Origin of the sequence: Agarilytica rhodophyticola (assembly GCF_002157225.2) — a bacterium.
In the GTDB taxonomy this organism is placed as follows: domain Bacteria; phylum Pseudomonadota; class Gammaproteobacteria; order Pseudomonadales; family Cellvibrionaceae; genus Agarilytica; species Agarilytica rhodophyticola.
Window position 1 is genome coordinate 3,765,619 of sequence record NZ_CP020038.1, and the last position, 18,842, is coordinate 3,784,460.

Sequence of the window (18,842 nt, forward strand, 5' to 3'; positions counted from 1 at the left end):
AACAAGAACAGAATCATCACTATGACCAAAACTCACTTAATTGAACAGCTGCCAAAGCATGCAGGTGTATTAATTTGCGGCCATGGAAGTCGTGCAAAAATTGCTGAAAAAGAATTTAGTTTGCTCGCTAAAGGGTTGAAACAACGTTTCCCAGATTTACATGTGGAATATGGCTTTTTGGAGTATTCATCGCCTAATATTCATATGGCTTTGGATAAGCTTGTAGCACAAGGCGTTAAGAAAATTTATGCTGTACCTGGAATGTTATTTGCGGCGACTCATGCACAAAATGATATTCCCTCAGTGCTTACCACCTACGCCGAAAAACATCAGGATTTGGATATTGAATATGGCCAGGAGTTAGGTTTGCACGATGAAATGATCGCAGCGTTTCAAACCCGCATTCTGGAGGCCTTGCAGTTAGACCACGTTCATACAGGCGATCTTTATGACACCATGTTAGTGGTAGTAGGACGCGGAACATCGGTGACCAAAGCCAATGCTGAAGCCAGTAAACTCACCCGTATCGTATGTGAGAATTTAGGTTTCGGTTGGGCTGAAACCGTATATTCAGGCGTCACCTTTCCTTCCGTCGGACGGGGCTTGGAAATGGCGGTTAAACTCGGCTTTAAAAAGATTGTGGTAGCGCCCTATTTCTTGTTTGGCGGCAAGTTGATCGATCGCATTCATGCATATGTAGATAAAGTTGCCGCTGAAAACCCCGAAATAAGCTTTTTTAAAGCAAATTATTTACGGGATCAAAGCCATGTTATCAATACATTTATCGAGCGTATTGCGGAAACCATCGACGAGGTAAAACCGGCTGTTGGCTTGATGCAGAGTTTTAAAGAACGCCTAGCCCGAGGCGAAGTGGATATTCATCATCACCACGCGGAATTTAAACCAGATCCGCAAGATGATGAAGCCCCCGCTCCGACAGCGTCGTCGCATGCTCGCTCGCATACACATGACCATGCACATTCTCATAGTCATAGCCATGGTCATTCACATACTCATCATGGTCATCATCATGCACCATATAAACATATCGGTCACCCTCACGGTCCACGCAGCATGATTAATGAAAACCTTTGTTGCTGTTTTATGAGCCAATTTCCCCAAGAGATTATCGACGAAGAAAAAGCGAGAAAACCCGAACTACCCGGCACACCGAGTTGTAAAAGGTAAAACGTATTCCTGTTGTAAAAAGCCACCTGTATATTTGCGTGGCTTTTTGCTCTAGCTATCGGATAAACGAACGTTCGGTAACTCTGGAAATAGAGGCAGTGGCACCGTATCCTCTGGAGGCGTCTTGTCTTTTAACTTCCAGTGAATAGAACGCAACTTATTAAATTCTTCCGCCGCCATATTAAGTGATTTGGTTGTTTCAAATATATCCACCGCGATCATTTCTTTACTTAGTGGCTGATCCCCAACCTGCACTAAGCCTGTACTGCCATCGGACCGAGCAGTGTCATACTGCTCAAATTTGCTTTGCAGCCTTTCTTGTATTGCTTCCATATGAACCTGAAGCTCTAGCATCTTCGACGCCACTGCATTAACTTGCTTATCTTCTGCTTGTGCAGTAAAAGACTGGGAGGAAATTGAGCCTTTTACAAGTCCGCGCAATGCTTCCCAGGAAATATGGTTATAGGCACTGTTAACAAATGATGCCAAAAGTTTGGTCGAACCTGCCGAAGGTAAAGAACCAAACACGGTTGTTGAACGTCCGTCTAACTTACATGCCTCAATATTGCTCTGCACACCTTCAACAAGTTTTTGGGCATGACTGATACAGGTAGGTAATTCTTTGATTTGATCCTTTGTTAATTCTTGTGCAGGCCCATCTAAAGTAAGTTCCTTAAATTCATCTAAACCAAACTTGGCATAGCTCTGCGCTAAGAGCACACCTACCAAGCGGGCACCAATTTGGGGAACAATATAGCCAACCGGTACATCCCACAGATTTTCTGGCCGCGTAAAGAATGTACTTAGCATTTCCCCAATGCGTTGGTTTACACCTTTATCCGGGTCTAACTTTTCTCTCTCCGCTTCACTGGCAGCTTTGGTGTTAAACAATTTCACGCGATAGTTTTCACCTTCAGGGCCTTGCATAGTCGTAGTTTTCGACAATGCAGCAGTTTTAATGGCCGCTTCACTTACTGCGCGCCCCAAACCACTGGCGGCGAATAAAGAAGGAATAACGATGGCCATAACACTACTATTTTGATTACCGACGGCCGCACGACGCGCGACAGACAGTGCTCCTGACACCACAGCATGTACAACTTGCCCCAAGTGTTTCTTTTCTAGGTGTTCCTGCCAACGCTGCAAAGATTTTCTGTCCGCTTTCACTTTGTTCTCTTCATTGGAGAGCGCCAGCTTTGTTCGCTCTTTATAGCGATATGTCACGCGGCCATCATCATGTTTGTCTTCAATACGCATTACTGGATTAGGCTTAGGCACCACCACATCCAGAGGAATTTTAGAAACAAATTCATAGCCATTGGCTTTGAGGCTATTTGTCACCGCCTCGACCAAAATTTTAGCAACAGGGTACGTCAAGCCTACAGGTAAACTGGCAATAATATTTGCGTCCACATCTGTATCTAAAATTTCGTTTGGCCGACTGTTTAATTTGGATAACAAGGCAACACCTGTATTAGTCACCGGGTTGCGAAGCGCCGTGGTTGGTACTGCAAGCGCAGACTCACGCATAACCGCTTTTACATTACTCATAAGTGTCGAATAAGAGGGTAAAGCATATTGCGCCTTTTCCAATAGAGACTTGCTATCCCACTCTTCCAGCGGAATGTATTCAAAATTTTTATCGTACTCACTGTATTTATCAAAGTTGTCTTGAAAATGTTGCAAGTATCGAGTTTCTAGATGGCGCTGTACTTGGCTGTCGTTCGTCAGTGTTTTCCGTCCTGCACGTAAAAGCGGAGGCTCGGTCTCTACATTATGAATATTATGATTGTCATCGACAGCTCTAGGGCCTGTATTGCGTAATGAATTAGAACGCTCACTGTTCACTCCTGTTCTGTCGTCACCTTCAAAACTGCCTCGCTCAGGCAAGGTCAAAAATGCTTCGTCTAAACCATCAAAAGCACCATCGGTAGAACTACTTGGCGAAGACCCAAGTGCAAGGCTTCCCGTAAACTCGGACGGTCTGGGAGAGTGAGACCAAGCACTTTGATATGAACTATCAGAACTTCCATCACTCTCACTCAATAAGCTTTGTCGCGCTTCAAATAAGGGGGGCTCTGGTGTCGACCGCTGAGCCAATTGAGCATTGCCAGTCGCCACGTCAATATCCTGTGCTCTGATATTTAAAGATGCGCTTTGACTTCTATGTAAGTTAGGCCCGTCAACCATACATAATATCCATCTTGTAGCCTGTGAGAGTTTGCCTTTGACTGAAAAATAAGGCACTACATATATGGCATTTGTACCCCAACCTCGTAGTTAGGTTCATTTTTTATGTATGATTTATTTTATGGTATATAGTTATCGGTAAATTATTAACACAACCGTCAACTAATATAGGGGCCCTTAAATTTAAAAGGTTGTTTAAAACATTCTGGCCTGATAGTACGAACAATAATTTTAGCAAATCTGTTAAGTTTTGATATAAAACCCCAGAATCCAAACACTATTAAAAATTTACTATATATACATGTCAACATTGTTATTGGTGAAGGAGCTTTTAGAAAGAAAAACAATACGGAAGCTAATTTTTTCAAATATTCCACAGGCACATACCGCCATAAAAATGACAGAGTCGATAGAGGGATTTTGCCACACAGAATTACACCATAATCCATAGAGTTCTCATGAGGAAAATAATTGTGTTTAATTGCGACGATCTTATGAAACCCCTTATTGTAATAATAGTGTAATTGAGGATCTAATGGTTTTTTATCACCAGGACGCTTTTTGTAAACATATTCTTCAATACTAAGCTGTGAGTTTTTTTCAAGCGCACTTCTCAACCCTGGGATAGGTGAACCAATATAGATTTTTTTGTATCCCTTTTTTAAAGCAATAGGATAGAAAAACTCAAAAATGGCCATTGTGGCAATAGAATTAACACTAGTAAGGCTAATTCCGAAAAGAACGGTAGTGCTTGCGGTTCGATGTTGTACTGATTCACTCCATTTTAAGATTTTTCCTTGCCCGCTTATTGAATCAGTAGGCTTCATAAATAATGATGCTAATGCACGTCCTGTTTGCAAACAAAAAGCACCTATACTTAATTCTGGAAAATCTGTAATTCTCGTTTTTATATCCTCCGCTGATGGTATCTGCTCCGCCACCCACTGTTTCTTTTCCAATATTAAAATTTCAGCTATATCATCATAAGTTAAAACCCTAACCTCTACGCCTTTTCTCATAAGCCACCCGCCATTTTATTACGTATTTATTTTATTACGTATTTTATTGCTTACTACATTGCAACTCATGTGCAAAAACGTACATATCTAAGTTTACAAAAATATTAAATATAACAATAAATAATATTTGTATTATTTATAGATAATTTTGTTACTAAATTATGATTTAACTATAAATTCATAATAATGCAACAATCACCGATTAGCGTTAATTATGTAAATATCTCAGTGGAGTAATATATGGTATCGGCAACCAGCAAGTATAAAGGGAGTGGCGATAAGATTTTTTGGAATGAGGGGAATGCTTTTAAAACCTACCTTTTTGATGCGTTCTCAATCATTATTCCTCCCTGTGAACACTTCATTATTGATGCCGTTGAGTCATCGGTGAAGTCAACCTCGTTATTTTCATCAGATAAAAAAAATACGGAATCACTCATTAGCGACGAGGCACGTCATAGCCAAGTGCATAAGGCTTATAATAGAAAATTAGCAGCGTCCGGCTACGCCATTGAGAAAATTGAGAAAAGAATTAACAATGCTATGGATAAGCTAATTGCTTTACAACCAGAAGAGAAACTCATTATTGCCGCAGCAATTGAGTATTTAACTATGATTATCTCGCTTATCGTGCTTAAAAGTGCTCGTTGGGTAACAGCTGAAAAAGTCTATCAAGCAAATGTATGGCGCTGGCACTGTAAAGAAGAGATAGATCACCAAGGCGTTACCGAAAATCTACTAAAAAAATCTAACGTCACTTACTTTCGCCGAGTAAGTATCTTTACCAGTGTTACCATGTACCTACTGAGCGATCTGTTTATCAATATCTGCTCACTTTATCATTGTGATAGAAAAAACCAAAAGATTAGCCGATATCGATTCTTTCGATCATTTGTGTTTTTTGTTGTTAATAATGGATTAGATTTATTAACATTAACATATCAGTGGGCAAAGTATTTCCGTTCAGATAGCGGAAAAAATAATAGAAACAATAGAAATAACAAAAGTAACAATAACATTCTACCCGCGTAAACTAGAAAAACATGAACTAATGATAAAAGATTATCTATGAAGGAAAGCAAGATTGCTCAAAAATGTTCTAGTATCATAATTTTAAGTAGCAAAACTACTTCTTTCTCACCAGATTCATTCGTTTTATTCTACTTGTGAGTGTTGTGGGTTTCATATCCAAAAGTTTTGCGGCGCCATCTTCACCAAATAGCTTCCAGTCACACTGTTCAAGTGCGGCGAGCATATTGGCTTTTACTTTTTCTTGCATATCATTATCTGAATAAACTGTGATAGAACACTCTTGTACATCAGCACTATTACTTGTCTTTACCGAGCTTATCGCGGGTAAATCTATTTTTATGGTATTATCCACTGCAGTGATAATTGCTCTTTCAACAACATTTTGTAGCTCTCTAATATTTCCAGGCCAAGAATAGGATTGCATTTTTTCAAGATCAGTTTTCTTAAGTTTATTGGGCTTGTGTTCCGAGTGTTGATTTATTTTTTCTAAAAAATGAAACGCCAGTAGTGGAATATCTTCCTTGCGCTCTCTAAGTGGTGGCGAGTGAATGGGAAATACGTTCAACCTGAAATATAAGTCCTCACGAAAACGTCCCTGGGCGACTTCTTTTTTTAGGTCCCGATTGGTAGCGGCGATCACTCGCACATTGACATTGCGTGTTTTTTCTTCACCCAGACGCTCCAACTGTCCCTCTTGTAAAACGCGCAGTAACTTGCTTTGTAATTCAATAGGGATCTCCCCTACTTCATCGAGAAAAATAGTGCCACCATTGGCCAGTTCAAAACGCCCCAAACGATCTTTTAAAGCGCCGGTAAAAGCGCCTTTAACATGACCAAAAAATTCGCTTTCAAATAATTCTCGCGGTATGGCAGCACAATTTACACGGATAAGGGGTTTGTCACTTATGGGGCTGGCTTCATGAATTGCTCGTGCGATTAACTCCTTGCCTGTACCACTTTCTCCCGTGACGAGCACACTAGCACCGCTTTTCGATACCAGCTCAATTTTCTTAAGCACACTTTTTATCGCGTCACTTTCGCCAACAAAGCCGTGGAATCTCTGCTCAATCAGCATTTCTTTTTGTAAGTATTCATTTTCATCTTCAAGACGAGACTTGAGAGCACTTAACTCCACCAATGTATCTTTTAAGCGCTGCTCGGTTTCAAGTCGTTCGCTGATATCTCTAAATACCACTATCGCACCAATAATCGTGCTATCGCTGATAATAGGTGTGCTAGTAAATTCCACTGGAAAAGGCGTGCTATCCTGTTTCCAGAACACTTCTTGTTTACCTTCGTGTACCACACCATCACGGATAGCTGCATAGATGGGGCATTGTTCAACGGGATAATGACTGCCATCGCCGTGGCTGTGATGATGCACATAATGAATATTTTGGCCTAGCACTTCATCATCACTACGACCGAGTAAACGTTTGGCCGCAGGGTTGATAAAAGTGCATATACCATTGGTATCTACGCAGTAAATTCCGTCGCCTACCGAGGTGAGCATCAGCATCTTATCTTGTTCACCCTCCTGAAAAATACTCTGCAAATACTTCCACTCTAAAATGCCACCTCGAACCATCTTATCGGCATTGTTCAACTTTTCTAAGGCTTGTTGTTCCTGTAAGTCGGTGATTGCCACAATCAACATTTCACGCTGATTTACCACTGTGCGCGCCGCGTTGAGTTCACAAGGTAGATAGTAACCGTCCGAACTGCGATATCGAATAAGGCGACTCACCGCTTTGCCTTGCTCGAGCACCTGCTCGGAGAAAACAATGAGCTGTCCTAAGTCGCGCCCATGGATGGAGGAAATAGAGGTTTCTAATATTTGCATGCGATCATAGCCAAGCAATCTACACGCGGCTTGATTGCAATCCACATAGCGGTTTTTGATGGGATCGAGCAACATTAAAGCCTGCGGACATTGTTCGAAAGCAGCACTTCTCATCCAATATGCCAGCTTGCTCCATTCATCATTTGCATCATTTCCAAACATGACAACTTCCTTCTATAAATTCGTACGCCTTAATTCTTAGCTCTACAAGGGGTCTATTTGATCATACGGCGGAGCTAAAACTACTCTTTTGCGTCATCATTGTCTACGCATTTGCATAATATTACGCAAATGCGTTGTTAAAATCAGCCAAATAATAAAATACAAACTGCCTTAAATTGATCATGTAACTTATTGTTTTATATAAATAAAAAAAATTAATTTCAAATTTTTGAAAGCTTGGAATAATTTTCGCCATAGTACTGGAGACACGTGTTACCGCATTTATTTAGACATAATTTAAAACGAATATATCAACCATTGAGGACAACCCTATGCCTGTTGTGGACAAACCCCACTATCAAACTGGTGACTATCTTGTAGATTTCGAAGAGAAGGTATTCGAAGACGTTCAAGCAGAACCCGGACAGAAAGCTCTACTAACTTTTCATACAGTGGCCTTTGAGGGCTCTATTGGCTTGGTCAACCTATTACAAGCAAAACGCCTATTGCGAAAAGGTTTTGAGACCAAGGTGCTGCTCTATGGGCCGGGCGTCTTACTTGGCGTGCAAAGAGGCTTTCCTAAACTTGGTTCTGAGGCTTTCCCCGGTCATCTTGCGTACAACTCTCAACTTGAAGCATTTATGTCCGAAGGTGGTGAAGTCTATGCTTGCCGCTTTGCTTTGCAGGCCCTTTACGGCCAAACCGAAAAAGCCTTAATTGAAGGTATTCGTCCGATAAATCCATTAGATGTTATGGATCTACAACTACTGATGACAAGAGAAAATGCCTTCATGGTACACACCTGGACCACCTAAACATTGTCTGGCCCATATTTTCTGACCGCGCTCGATGCTCACATCCTTGTGTATTGAGCGACTCTACAATCATCAATAGAGCGATCTTAAAATGACAAAAGTCGTTGCCGCTGCGGTGCAATGCAGCCCGGTATTATATTCATGTGATGGCACCGTGGACAAAGTGTGCAGCTGGATTCATAAGCTCGGCGCTGACGGTGTTGAGCTTGTGGTATTTGCTGAAACTCTGATTCCCTACTACCCCTATTTTTCTTTTGTGCAAGCCCCTTATGAAATGGCGAGTCAGCATCTTCAGTTATTGCGCGAAAGCGTAGAAGTACCGTCTTGTCATACAGATAAAATAAGTAAGGCCGCTAAAGATGCCGGCGTGGTTGTTTCAATTGGCATTAACGAGCGTGTTGGCGGCACTATTTATAATGCTCAACTGCTATTTGATGCTGATGGTAGCCTTGTTCAGCATCGGCGTAAAATTACTCCCACCTATCATGAACGTATGGTCTGGGGACAAGGTGATGGCTCAGGGCTTTGCGCTAAGAATACCAAGGTTGGTCGTATTGGCTCTTTGGCTTGCTGGGAGCATTATAATCCTCTCGCTCGTTATGCTCTTATGGCAGATCGCGAGCAAATTCATGTCAGTATGTTTCCCGGTTCCTTGGTAGGCGAAATTTTTGCGGAGCAAATCGAAGCCACCATAAAACATCATGCACTTGAAAGCGGCTGCTTCGTTGTTAACGCCACCAGTTGGCTAAGCCCTGAGCAACAACAACACATTTGCAATGATACCGGCGGCCCCCTCAAAGCCATCAGCGGTGGTTGTTTCACGGCTATTGTTTCCCCCGAGGGCAAATTACTGGGCGATACACTGCGCAGTGATTCAGGTGAAGGGGCTTGTATCGCAGAGTTAGATTTCGCCCTGATCGACAAACGTAAACGCATGATGGATTCCGTCGGTCACTACAGTCGCCCCGAATTACTGAGTTTATTAATCGATAAGAAGAGCACCGCTCACACCCATGCTATGCCCCCCTCCGTTGAGCTATTAGCTGATGAAGAAAAAACCTCTGACGTCAGCAAGGTAAAATCTCGCAAAGATGAACTCCCAGCACAACCTCATCATAGGGAGTTACAAGCTCATGCTTAGTAAAGAGAAAATCACTGCATTGCAAGCGCAAGGTTTGCGTTGGGTCGATGATAGCTCGATGGGTTTAAATCGCCGTGGCGGTGCTGGCCCCACAGATCATAAAGCGCTGAGTTTCGACAAACAAACATCAATGATCCCGGTGTTTAATGAGCAGGTAGAAGACTCACCTTTTAGCGCGCAGGTTGTAACAGATAATACCGCGGCACTATATGAAAAAGGCACGTTTCTCACTGAAGTTTCTCTGCCTGCTCGTCCTAAGTTTTACGACTTAAAAACACAAGAAGGCATCCCCTACTCCCATATTGCTACCCTACACAGCAAAGATGTATTAGCAACTACAGTATTGCAAACGTGTGTGCGTTATCGCAGTCGGGAAACTTCTTGCCAATTTTGTGCTATTGAAGAGTCTTTAAAAAATGGCAGTACCATTGCGCGCAAAGACCCCGAGCAAATCGCTGAAGTTACCAAAGCAGCTGTTGAGTTAGACGGTGTATCACAACTTATTATGACAACAGGAACACCGAAAACCTCGGACCGTGGAGCAGAAATTCTTGCCAGGTGTGCTAAAGCAGTAAAGCGACAGGTGAATATTCCTATTCAAGCCCAGTGCGAACCACCAGCAGAAGATTACTGGTTTACGCGATTAAAAAATGCCGGCGTAGATGCGCTAGGTATGCATTTAGAAGCAGTAAGTGATCGTGTCCGCAAGGCCATTATGCCAGGTAAAGCAAGCGTACCATTAACACGTTATTTTAGCGCCTACAAAAAAGCCGTGGAGGTATTTGGCGCAGGTAATGTCAGCACTTATATTCTTGCTGGTTTAGGCGATACTGAAGAAGAAATTATCACTATCAGCCAGGCACTAATTGATATCGGTGTCTACCCTTTTGTGGTGCCTTTTGTTCCCGTCGCCGGGACACCTTTGGAAAATCACCCAATGCCTAACCCAGAGATGCTCACTAGAATATTTAGCCGACTTGGGCCGGCGATAAAAGCGCGAGGCATTCAATCGGATACCTTAAAAGCGGGCTGTGCCAAGTGTGGCGCCTGTTCTGCATTAAAAAGTTATGAGTAGGAGAGCTTAAGTATGGCGACCCAAAACTATGCACTTATCGATGACGTCTTTACTCCTTTTAAGTCGGCACATTTAAAAATTAAAGTGGCTAAGTCTGCTTGGGAAAAGCAAGGCTATTTTCAGCTGCGAAAACAAATCTTTTCCCAAGAGCAAAAGCTACTGCCTAACAATGAAAAGGATGCAGAAGATTTCCGCGCAATAGCGATTATCGCTCTTGCTAACGCCTGGAGTATTGGTGATGACATTGTAGGTGCAGTACGAATTTTTCAAAGCCAACATGAAGTCAACACTTGGTATGGCGGTCGCTTGTGTGTTAACCAAACCTATCGTCGACATTTGGGTATCGGTAAAGCTTTAATAAACGAAGCCGTATCGCTGGCAAAAGATCAGGGTTGTGAAAACTTTTTAGCAAATGTTCAAGTTCAAAATGAAAAATACTTTCAACAACTTTATTGGCAGTCTATCGAGTCCTGTGATATTGCCGGTCATCCTCATATACTAATGAAAGCTCAAATGGATAAATATCCCATTATGTCGAGGGATACAGTATGAGTAAATACGGCCATTGCCATAGCTCGTACCATGACGAGCATAGCTTTCTTACGAGTTTATGTGAACAGCTGCGCGGGCTGCCAGAAATTGAAAGTAAACGCAAAATCCGCCACGCGGCAAACTTTATATCACATGATAAATGCAGCAAAGACGACAAATATGCCATGCCTGGAGATGATTGTGCAGCCATAAAGAGTGGTAATGGTTATCAACTTTTGGCCATGGAAGGGATGTTACAAAAATTTGTACAAGGCGATCCGCGAGCAGCAGCCTGGTCTTCAGTAATGGTAAATATTAGTGATATTGCGGCAATGGGAGGAAGACCTACAGCTATCGTTAACGCACTGTGGCATGACGATGATGGCAAAAGTGCAGAAATACTTTTTCACATCAAACGCGCCTGTGATGCATTTGGAATTTATTTTGCTGGGGGACATTCAAGTATTGCTGCGAATACATCTCCCAACCTAGGCGTTGGTATTTTAGGTTTCGCACATACCCTTCTCTCTTGTCATCACATAAAACCAGGCCAACAGCTATTTCTATTAACAGACCTTAATGGTAGCTGGCATGGTGACTTACCCTACTGGGGATGCGTAGCAGGTAAAAGCAACCAACAGCTGCGCGAACAATGGCATATTCCTGCTTCCCTCGCTGAAAAAAACTTAGCTGTTGCAGCGAAAGATATTAGTAACGGCGGATTGTTGGGAACACTTATCATGATGTTAGAACTCACCGGCTGCGGAGCCAATATTAATATCGAAAAAATTCCCACACCCAGCGACGGTGATATTTTTAGATGGCTAAGAGCGTTTCAAAGCTATGGTTTTTTACTGGCGGTGGAACCTGAACAACACCATGCGCTATTAGAATTTTTTAAAAATACAGCACTTACTTGTGTTGCAATTGGCGAGATGAATAACACCGCAAAAATTAGCCTACACATGCAACAAGCATCAGAAGTTTTTTGGAATATAAAAAATGACCCTTTAACTCATATGGGAGACTCTTATGCCAGCAGTGCACTTTAATGTAGCATGGCCTGATGGAATATCGAATCGATATTACTCACCTTCAACTGTTATTTTCCAATACTTAAATGAAGGTCAGGCTTACTCCATCGAAGAATTTTCTGAAAAAGTAATCGCAGCTCTTGAGAACGCTTCTATTCGCGTCGAAAAGAAATATGGCTACGCTTGTTCTGCCGCTGCAGATGAAGCATCAAAAATTAAGCAAAAAATACATCAATTAAAAACAATGAACGTGCAAGGTAATGTCACATTCAAGAACTATTCCTAGCCGGAGAAAACATGAGCGTCGTTAATTCTATTTTATCAGCTAATAAAACCGCAACACATCACTCAGTGATTATTATAGGTGCAGGCCAAGCAGGCATGTCGATGAGTTATCATCTGAAACAGAAAAATATCGACCATATTCTACTGGAAAAAAATGTAGAAATTGCAAAAAACTGGCAGGATGAACGTTGGGATGCCTTTTGTTTAGTAACACCCAACTGGCAATGCCAATTGCCGGGTTATCACTACAACGGCGACGATCCTGATGGATTTATGGTCAAAGATGAAATTATTGAATACTTAAAAGGCTATTACGATAAATACAAACCTCCGGTTAGATTTAATACAACGGTAAAAGAATTAGTTAAGCACGATGAACTATTTTCCTTAGTCACCGACAAAGGAGAATTATTCACTGCAGACAGTGTTGTTCTCGCTTGTGGCAGTTATCATCAAATAAATATTTTACCTTTTGCCAAAGACCTTGACGAAAATATTACGCAGGTTCACTCAAAGGATTATAAGAATCCAGATTGCTTACCTGAAGGTGAAGTACTTGTCATTGGTACAGGCCAAAGCGGTTGTCAAATAGCAGAAGACCTACATTTAGCCGGGCGCAAAGTCCATCTGTGTGTTGGTCCTGCGCCTAGAGTCAATCGTCGCTATCGTGGTAAAGATGTTGTCGCTTGGCTAGAAGAAATGGGCTACTACAATACCACTATCGATCAACATCCAGATGGCTCTAATGCACCCCACTCCACCAATCACTACGTTACCGGTAGAGATGGCGGAAGAGATTTAAATTTGCGAATTTTCGCAGAACAAGGTATGCGTCTTTATGGCTTACTGGATAACATTGAAAATAACACATTAAAATTGCGAAATGATCTGCAGGAAAACCTAGACTACGCGGACAATGTGGCAAAAAGAATCCGAGACAATATTGAACAGTATATTACACAAAACAATATTGATGCGCCTAAAGATGATAATATTGACAGCTCATACACACCGGAATATGTCAAAGAAGTGTCATTGTCTGAGCACAATATAACCAGCGTTATTTGGGCAACCGGTTTTAAAATGCAATTTGATTGGGTAAAACTGCCTATTTTTTCAGAACGAGGACAGCCTATTCACAAACGAGGAACTACCGCCATAGATGGAATATATTTTCTTGGGCTTAATTGGATGCATACCTGGGGCTCTGGTCGTTTCTTCCACGTCGGTAAAGACGCAGAATATCTCAGCCAGCAAATTGCTCTACATTTAACTCCAAAAGAGAATTTATGCATGACCACAGCTTGAATATTATTAAGGTATAAATAGGCCTTATAATTAGTTTTAAATATAAGACATATGTAAGTGACTAGATGCTGTTTCATAGCGCGCAAATACAGACGAAACAAAGAAAAAATAACCGAAAAACCGGATTTTACTTGAAGTAAATGAGTATTTTGAGGTGACTTTTATCACGGTATCGGCAAGTACGGCAGTTATAAAATGGCTTCTAGCTACAAAGTATATTGAGTGGCATATACTGGGTAGAATATATCGAAAGGTACGTTGCATGCATTAGTAGTTTATTCCACGCATAGAAATATTTTCCGAGGCCAGTTACAAAAGCATACATTTAAACATTATTAAAAGTATAAAAACTGTGAACTTTTAACAAAAGTACGCAACCTAAAAAGGAACATATAGACAGTCTACATATCCACCATACGCTTGTATTAAATCGGTATTGAATATTGAAACCTATACTTCATTTTCTTAGAAAACCTAAATTAGGCACAACTCCTCAAGTCGAAGCTCATCAGAACCAAGCCAATACAAAAACAGCCTCCGAACTTGCGGGTAGAATTGATAGTGATCCAGCAAGATCAATGAGTATTTCAAGCTTTGAAAGACAGGAGTACAGTAAGCCTCGGGAAAACCTGTATCAGCACCAATACATTGATAAAGATCCTGCAAGAAAAACTCTTCCATCAGCCTTTAACACCCCTTACATAGAGCGTGACCCAGCTCGAGACTTTGGCCCTGCACATCGTATTAGAACGAAAAATACTATCCCTGTAACAACTGTTTCACAGCATAAAGATGACTTAAAACTGCCAGAAAATATTGTGAGTCACTCATTAATTCAGGCAGGTATAGGCGTGAGTAACTATTCAGAGACTTTTTTACAATCGCCTGAGCTATTGGAAGCGATGAAAGTTCGCGGTTTTATTCTGGATAAGAATTTGGACGATCAACAGGTACAACAAGATCTTAAATTCCTGGTCGATGATTTAAATAACAAATTCGTAATGAAAAAGCCTCTCATTCCGAGTTTGGACTTAAGAAATAAGAGTCATATACTCGCGGTATCAAATAAGCTAGCTCAGACGTTATTTAAATCAGGCTATGGTGAAACAGCTAAAGAAATCAATCGCATCATTCAACAGTCTCTCGATTCTGACAGCATAACAGTAGCGGACACTTCTCGCGCACTATCGCAGTGCATAGGAAAAACACTACAAACGGGGCCCGTTGGTAACGAACCAATCATGCTACATAGAGCATTACAAAGCTTTAAAAACCACCTTGATATAACATTAATTGAGGAAGCCCAAACAACAATAAAGCAGGCACTCGTTAAGCAAATGGCACATTTGGCCAAGCCTGGTGCCCAAAATAATTCTGCTTTAAGTTTTTCTGTAGGAATTCCATTTGCAGGCATAGGAGTAGTAGATCTTGACTTTGAGATTAAAACAGGATATTCAACAGGAAATTCACTTTCGATAAAAAGTCTAAACGAAAAAAAAATGAGTGTCTTAGGTGGCATAGCATTCCCTATTTCCAGCATAACTCTCGGCTTATCCGGTTTACATGAAGTAAGTACCGTAACTAAATCCGTCGAACAGTTGGTGGATGATGAAGCAGGAAAGGTTTTAAGCCATATACTTAAAGCTCCTGTGCAAGGAGTAATGGATAGTGGAAAAATGAAGGAATTTAAAGATTTAGTTAATAACTATGAAACAGCTAGAAATAATACCGATCAGCTGGCTAAAGAACTCCGAATAATTGGCGTTATAGACAAAGATGTTGATATTAAGGCCGCGCAAGAAGATACCAAAAAAAAATTACCGAAAACAAGAATTATTGATGAAGGTAGTCCCATCGCTCGTCTCGGCGCCGGTGTTACGCGACTTATAAAAGGCGACGGGGAGATTGCTTTTAGGCAGCGTACTTGGCAGAAAGACTTGAATCCGGAACGACCGTTTAGTGCAATGATGGAGTTTCCTGAAGTACTCAAGCACAAACTAGACAACTACAAATTGGCGGATGTAGATCAATTGATACAGAAAGCTGATGAGCTAATCGAAAAAAAGGACTATCAAAACAGCCATCAACTACGAGAACAGGTGAAAAAATCAATTATTGATAATTTGGACACCTTCTACAAATATGAAAGTAGTGTTCGTAAAAGAGACTCTTCTCTACAAGAGGCAAGTGGTCATGTATCAAAGCAGCTACTGAAACATCTTAATAAGAACAACAATGAAAATAAACACAAGATTGAGGATGAGCTGGGCACCAAAGGCCGTGTGCAGACTTTTGATAAACTTATTGCCAAACATGCAGGTCTTGTTCAAGTATATGATAAGCTAATGTCTGATTTATCTAAGCCAACACCTACTAACGCTGAAGCAGTTAAACATTTAGACCACCTCGATCTTGCGATAAGCAATAAGACCACTGATCATGCAGCTTCGGAAAAGCAATTTAAACAACTATTAGATAATATAAGTCACTCCTTTGATCATCCAAGTGTCAGTTTTAGTAAAAAACAACTAGATAAATTGAGAGTGATCACACAAGTTAAAAATACCGAAAAAAGCGAGTCTTTCAAAATTGATGTTTCTTCATTTTCTCCCGGCTTTAGTGTGGAAATGACTCGTTCTAGAAGAGATCACTTCGACCCACTCAGGATTGATGGCACTTTTTATAATTTTAAGCTACAAGGCTCGATTGATATTAGTGCAGAAAAAATTGACACCCTGATCGATACTATTAGGCATGGCATGCCAGGCGGTGACGAAGAGAAAAACGCTGTACTTGCTCAGTTAAGCCAAGGACTCACTGATGCTGTTAGCGCCGGTTATAAACAAAGTGCAATCATTGATTGCGAATTTTTTGATGGCGATAGAAGTTACTTTCGTGTCCTTAGTGAGCAAAAGGCAGAAGCAAGATTTGGTTTTAAGCTCTATAATGCTGGTGCACGACTAACAGCTTCTAGCGCACAGAGAAATAATCTTTATGAACGGGTTGGAACCGATTCATTCTTTTATTTACAATCGCAATATAACACTCTCTACTCAGCACAAAAACTTGCTAAAGGAAAAACGGATGCGGATACTACAGATGGTTGGACGGAGTTAGCCGGAAAGCATGCTAAGGATCTAGCGACTGCCATAGTTAAGCTTAACGACGAGTCAAGTGGTACTAATAGACATCTAAACAAACTAGTAAATCACATAAAAAAATACAATAAGGAAAACACTGAAGAAGCCTTAGAAAAGATGCACGGGGCAATAAACAACTTAAAACTTAGTGCTTTTTCTTTACAGTCTATTGACCTTAACAGCGATGACATTGCATCTTCACAGGAATTTAAGCAAGCCATAGAAGATTTAAGGCAAGTTTTTGCAATTCATGGAAAAGAGGTTATCAAGGTCCGTAAAGATGAAAGAGAAACGGTTAAATTACACAGAGGAATTAAAGGGCGTATTGAGAGTATAAAGCGTAATCTTAAGCCCACTTAATTGCGCAAATGCCGCCAAAAATTAGCAAGACTGAAATCATACGGCTAATTTGAAGCGACTCTTTTAAAAAGACCACGGAAATAATACTGGCAAAAAGCACCGAACTTTCGCGCAGAGCTGATATGTATGCGATAGGTGCTTTTGTCACAGCCCACAATACTATGGCATAACCACTAAATGATAAAATACCGCCGACAACACCATATTTCCAATGGCTAACAAGATAATCAATACAAGCCTTTTTGCTACGCAAAAAAACCACAATAGTGATAAAGGTAATCGCTTGAAAAAAAGAGAACCACGCAAAAAAACTTGTGCTATGTCCACTAATACGAGCACCTAGGCTATCCACAAGAGTATAAGCAGCAATCATTAATGCTGTCGCCACCGCGAAAATGACTAATTTCAATGAGTGCCCAGAGCCATGTTTATTCATAATCGCTAGAATTATGATTCCAAAAGTGATTAAAACTACGCCCAGACTACCGTATGTCGTTAAGGATTCATCAATAAGTAGATATCCCCCTATGGCAACCAGCACTGGAGGTAAACCACGGACGATGGGATAAACAGCACCAAAATCGCCCATTTGATAACTTTTACTCAGTAGAAAAAAATAACCGTTATGAATAATTACGGCCGCTGCGGCATAGGGCCAACTCTCAATATTTGGCAAAGGCAGGCTCACCATTAAAAAAAGACAAATTACCAACCAGACACTACATAGCATCATACTTGCCAGTAAAGGATCTTTACCTCCCTTTATTAAGCTATTCCATATGGCATGAAACAAAGCAGCACATAAAACAGCAAGCGTAACGCCAATAGACATACTATTTTATACTCGAATGAACTGAAGCACTGGCCGGTATTTCTTTATCTTTTTTATTTTTTGTGTTTTTTTTAACTTTCGGCCGATAAATATGAGCTTGATTTTCATTGTATAGATAAGAGTCATCAAATTGCGATGTATCCAGTACTCGACCAACAAGAATTAACGAAGTACGCGTGAATTTTTTGGCTCGTACTTTCTCAACGATATTATCTAAACGGCCTATCACTTTATCCTGATCAGGCCAGCTCGTGCGATAACATACCGCTACAGGACAATCAGTCCCGTAAAAGGGAATTAACTGTTCAACAATTTTATGGATATGGCTTACCCCCAAATGAATCGCTAGAGTCGCGCCACTGGCCGCCAATGCGGGCAAACGTTCTTTTTCAGGAAAAGGCGTTTTACCTTCGAAGCGTGTCATAATAATGGTTTGTGACACTCCCGACAGAGTCAGTTCCTTGCCCAACCATGCTGCTGAAGCGCTGGTGGCAGTGACACCAGGAATAATTTCATAGTTTATACCTAAGTTCTCTAAACGACGAATCTGTTCACCAATGGCTCCATATAATGAAGGATCTCCAGAGTGGACTCTCGCCACATCATGCCCGTTTTTATTTGCTTGCTGGATATGTTCGATAATCTCATCAAGATGAATGGGCGCCGTATCGATAATTTGTACTGAACTTTGTTCTATATCATGAAAGATGTCACGCGGTACAAGAGACCCGGCATACAAGATAAGGGGACAACGATTAATTATTTTTTGTGCCTTGACAGTAATAAGCTCGGGGTCACCAGGGCCTGCACCGATAAAATAGACGGTCATAAGAAATTCTCTTCACTTAATAACAAATAGCTCAAAAATAAATGGCTTAATAACAAAC

15 protein-coding genes are annotated in these 18,842 nt (G+C 41.0%); 10 read left to right on the forward strand and 5 right to left on the reverse strand.

Translation table 11 applies throughout. The features are described from left to right. Positions 1–21: 21 nt before the first annotated feature. Positions 22–1,188: a sirohydrochlorin chelatase gene (locus tag BVC89_RS15675; protein ID WP_086932101.1), complete on the forward strand. Its 1,167-nt coding sequence runs from the start codon at positions 22–24 to the stop codon at positions 1,186–1,188. Between the two features lie 51 nt (positions 1,189–1,239). Here BVC89_RS15675 and BVC89_RS15680 read toward each other — a convergent pair whose 3' ends face one another. Both BVC89_RS15680 and BVC89_RS15685 read right to left on the reverse strand, forming a co-directional pair. After that, positions 1,240–3,378: a hypothetical protein gene (locus BVC89_RS15680; RefSeq protein WP_086932102.1), complete on the reverse strand. Its 2,139-nt coding sequence runs from the start codon at positions 3,376–3,378 to the stop codon at positions 1,240–1,242. A gap of 158 nt (positions 3,379–3,536) precedes the next feature. Further along, complete coding sequence (locus BVC89_RS15685; RefSeq protein ID WP_216824990.1) at positions 3,537–4,397, reverse strand: hypothetical protein; 861 nt, start codon at positions 4,395–4,397, stop codon at positions 3,537–3,539. Between the two features lie 240 nt (positions 4,398–4,637). Between BVC89_RS15685 and BVC89_RS15690 the strand changes: the two genes are divergently transcribed. Beyond that, positions 4,638–5,429 carry a metal-dependent hydrolase gene (locus BVC89_RS15690; protein ID WP_086932103.1) on the forward strand — a complete coding sequence of 264 codons (792 nt, stop codon included), beginning with the start codon at positions 4,638–4,640 and terminating at the stop codon, positions 5,427–5,429. Positions 5,430–5,523: 94 nt separating this feature from the next. Here the strand turns inward: BVC89_RS15690 and BVC89_RS15695 are convergent, their stop codons facing one another. Then, positions 5,524–7,434: a sigma 54-interacting transcriptional regulator gene (locus tag BVC89_RS15695; RefSeq protein ID WP_086932104.1), complete on the reverse strand. Its 1,911-nt coding sequence runs from the start codon at positions 7,432–7,434 to the stop codon at positions 5,524–5,526. A gap of 332 nt (positions 7,435–7,766) precedes the next feature. Here BVC89_RS15695 and BVC89_RS15700 point away from each other — a divergent pair, with 332 nt between their 5' ends. The 8 genes from BVC89_RS15700 to BVC89_RS15735 all read left to right on the forward strand — a co-directional run bounded on the left by BVC89_RS15700 (position 7,767) and on the right by BVC89_RS15735 (position 17,123). Beyond that, positions 7,767–8,249 carry an MSMEG_0572/Sll0783 family nitrogen starvation response protein gene (locus BVC89_RS15700; RefSeq protein ID WP_086932105.1) on the forward strand — a complete coding sequence of 161 codons (483 nt, stop codon included), beginning with the start codon at positions 7,767–7,769 and terminating at the stop codon, positions 8,247–8,249. A 91-nt stretch (positions 8,250–8,340) separates the two neighbouring features. After that, the gene (locus BVC89_RS15705; RefSeq protein WP_086932106.1) at positions 8,341–9,390 is read left to right on the forward strand and encodes a nitrilase-related carbon-nitrogen hydrolase; all 1,050 of its coding nucleotides are present in this window, start codon (positions 8,341–8,343) and stop codon (positions 9,388–9,390) included. Continuing rightward, positions 9,383–10,465: an MSMEG_0568 family radical SAM protein gene (locus tag BVC89_RS15710; protein WP_086932107.1), complete on the forward strand. Its 1,083-nt coding sequence runs from the start codon at positions 9,383–9,385 to the stop codon at positions 10,463–10,465. The genes BVC89_RS15705 and BVC89_RS15710 overlap by 8 nt, the downstream gene beginning before the upstream one ends. A 12-nt stretch (positions 10,466–10,477) precedes the next feature. After that, a complete protein-coding gene (locus BVC89_RS15715) occupies positions 10,478–11,017 on the forward strand; it encodes an MSMEG_0567/Sll0786 family nitrogen starvation N-acetyltransferase (RefSeq protein ID WP_086932108.1) in 540 nt (179 codons plus the stop codon). Further along, positions 11,014–12,048, forward strand: coding sequence for a sll0787 family AIR synthase-like protein (locus BVC89_RS15720; RefSeq protein ID WP_086932109.1), 1,035 nt, complete (start codon positions 11,014–11,016; stop codon positions 12,046–12,048). Before BVC89_RS15715 ends, BVC89_RS15720 begins: the two co-directional genes overlap by 4 nt. Next, a complete protein-coding gene (locus tag BVC89_RS15725; protein WP_086932110.1) occupies positions 12,029–12,316 on the forward strand; it encodes an MSMEG_0570 family nitrogen starvation response protein in 288 nt (95 codons plus the stop codon). The genes BVC89_RS15720 and BVC89_RS15725 overlap by 20 nt, the downstream gene beginning before the upstream one ends. Positions 12,317–12,327: 11 nt before the next feature. Continuing rightward, positions 12,328–13,623, forward strand: coding sequence for an MSMEG_0569 family flavin-dependent oxidoreductase (locus tag BVC89_RS15730; RefSeq protein WP_086932111.1), 1,296 nt, complete (start codon positions 12,328–12,330; stop codon positions 13,621–13,623). 443 nt (positions 13,624–14,066) lie between these two features. Then, positions 14,067–17,123 (forward strand): hypothetical protein, encoded by a 3,057-nt coding sequence (locus tag BVC89_RS15735; protein ID WP_086932112.1) that lies wholly within the window; start codon positions 14,067–14,069, stop codon positions 17,121–17,123. Here the strand turns inward: BVC89_RS15735 and BVC89_RS15740 are convergent. After that, positions 17,110–17,955, reverse strand: a complete 846-nt coding sequence (locus BVC89_RS15740) for a DMT family transporter (RefSeq protein ID WP_086932113.1) — start codon at positions 17,953–17,955, stop codon at positions 17,110–17,112. The genes BVC89_RS15735 and BVC89_RS15740 overlap by 14 nt on opposite strands. Position 17,956: 1 nt before the next feature. Further along, positions 17,957–18,784, reverse strand: coding sequence for a precorrin-4 C(11)-methyltransferase (cobM, locus tag BVC89_RS15745; RefSeq protein ID WP_086932114.1), 828 nt, complete (start codon positions 18,782–18,784; stop codon positions 17,957–17,959). Between the last annotated feature and the right edge of the window lie 58 nt (positions 18,785–18,842).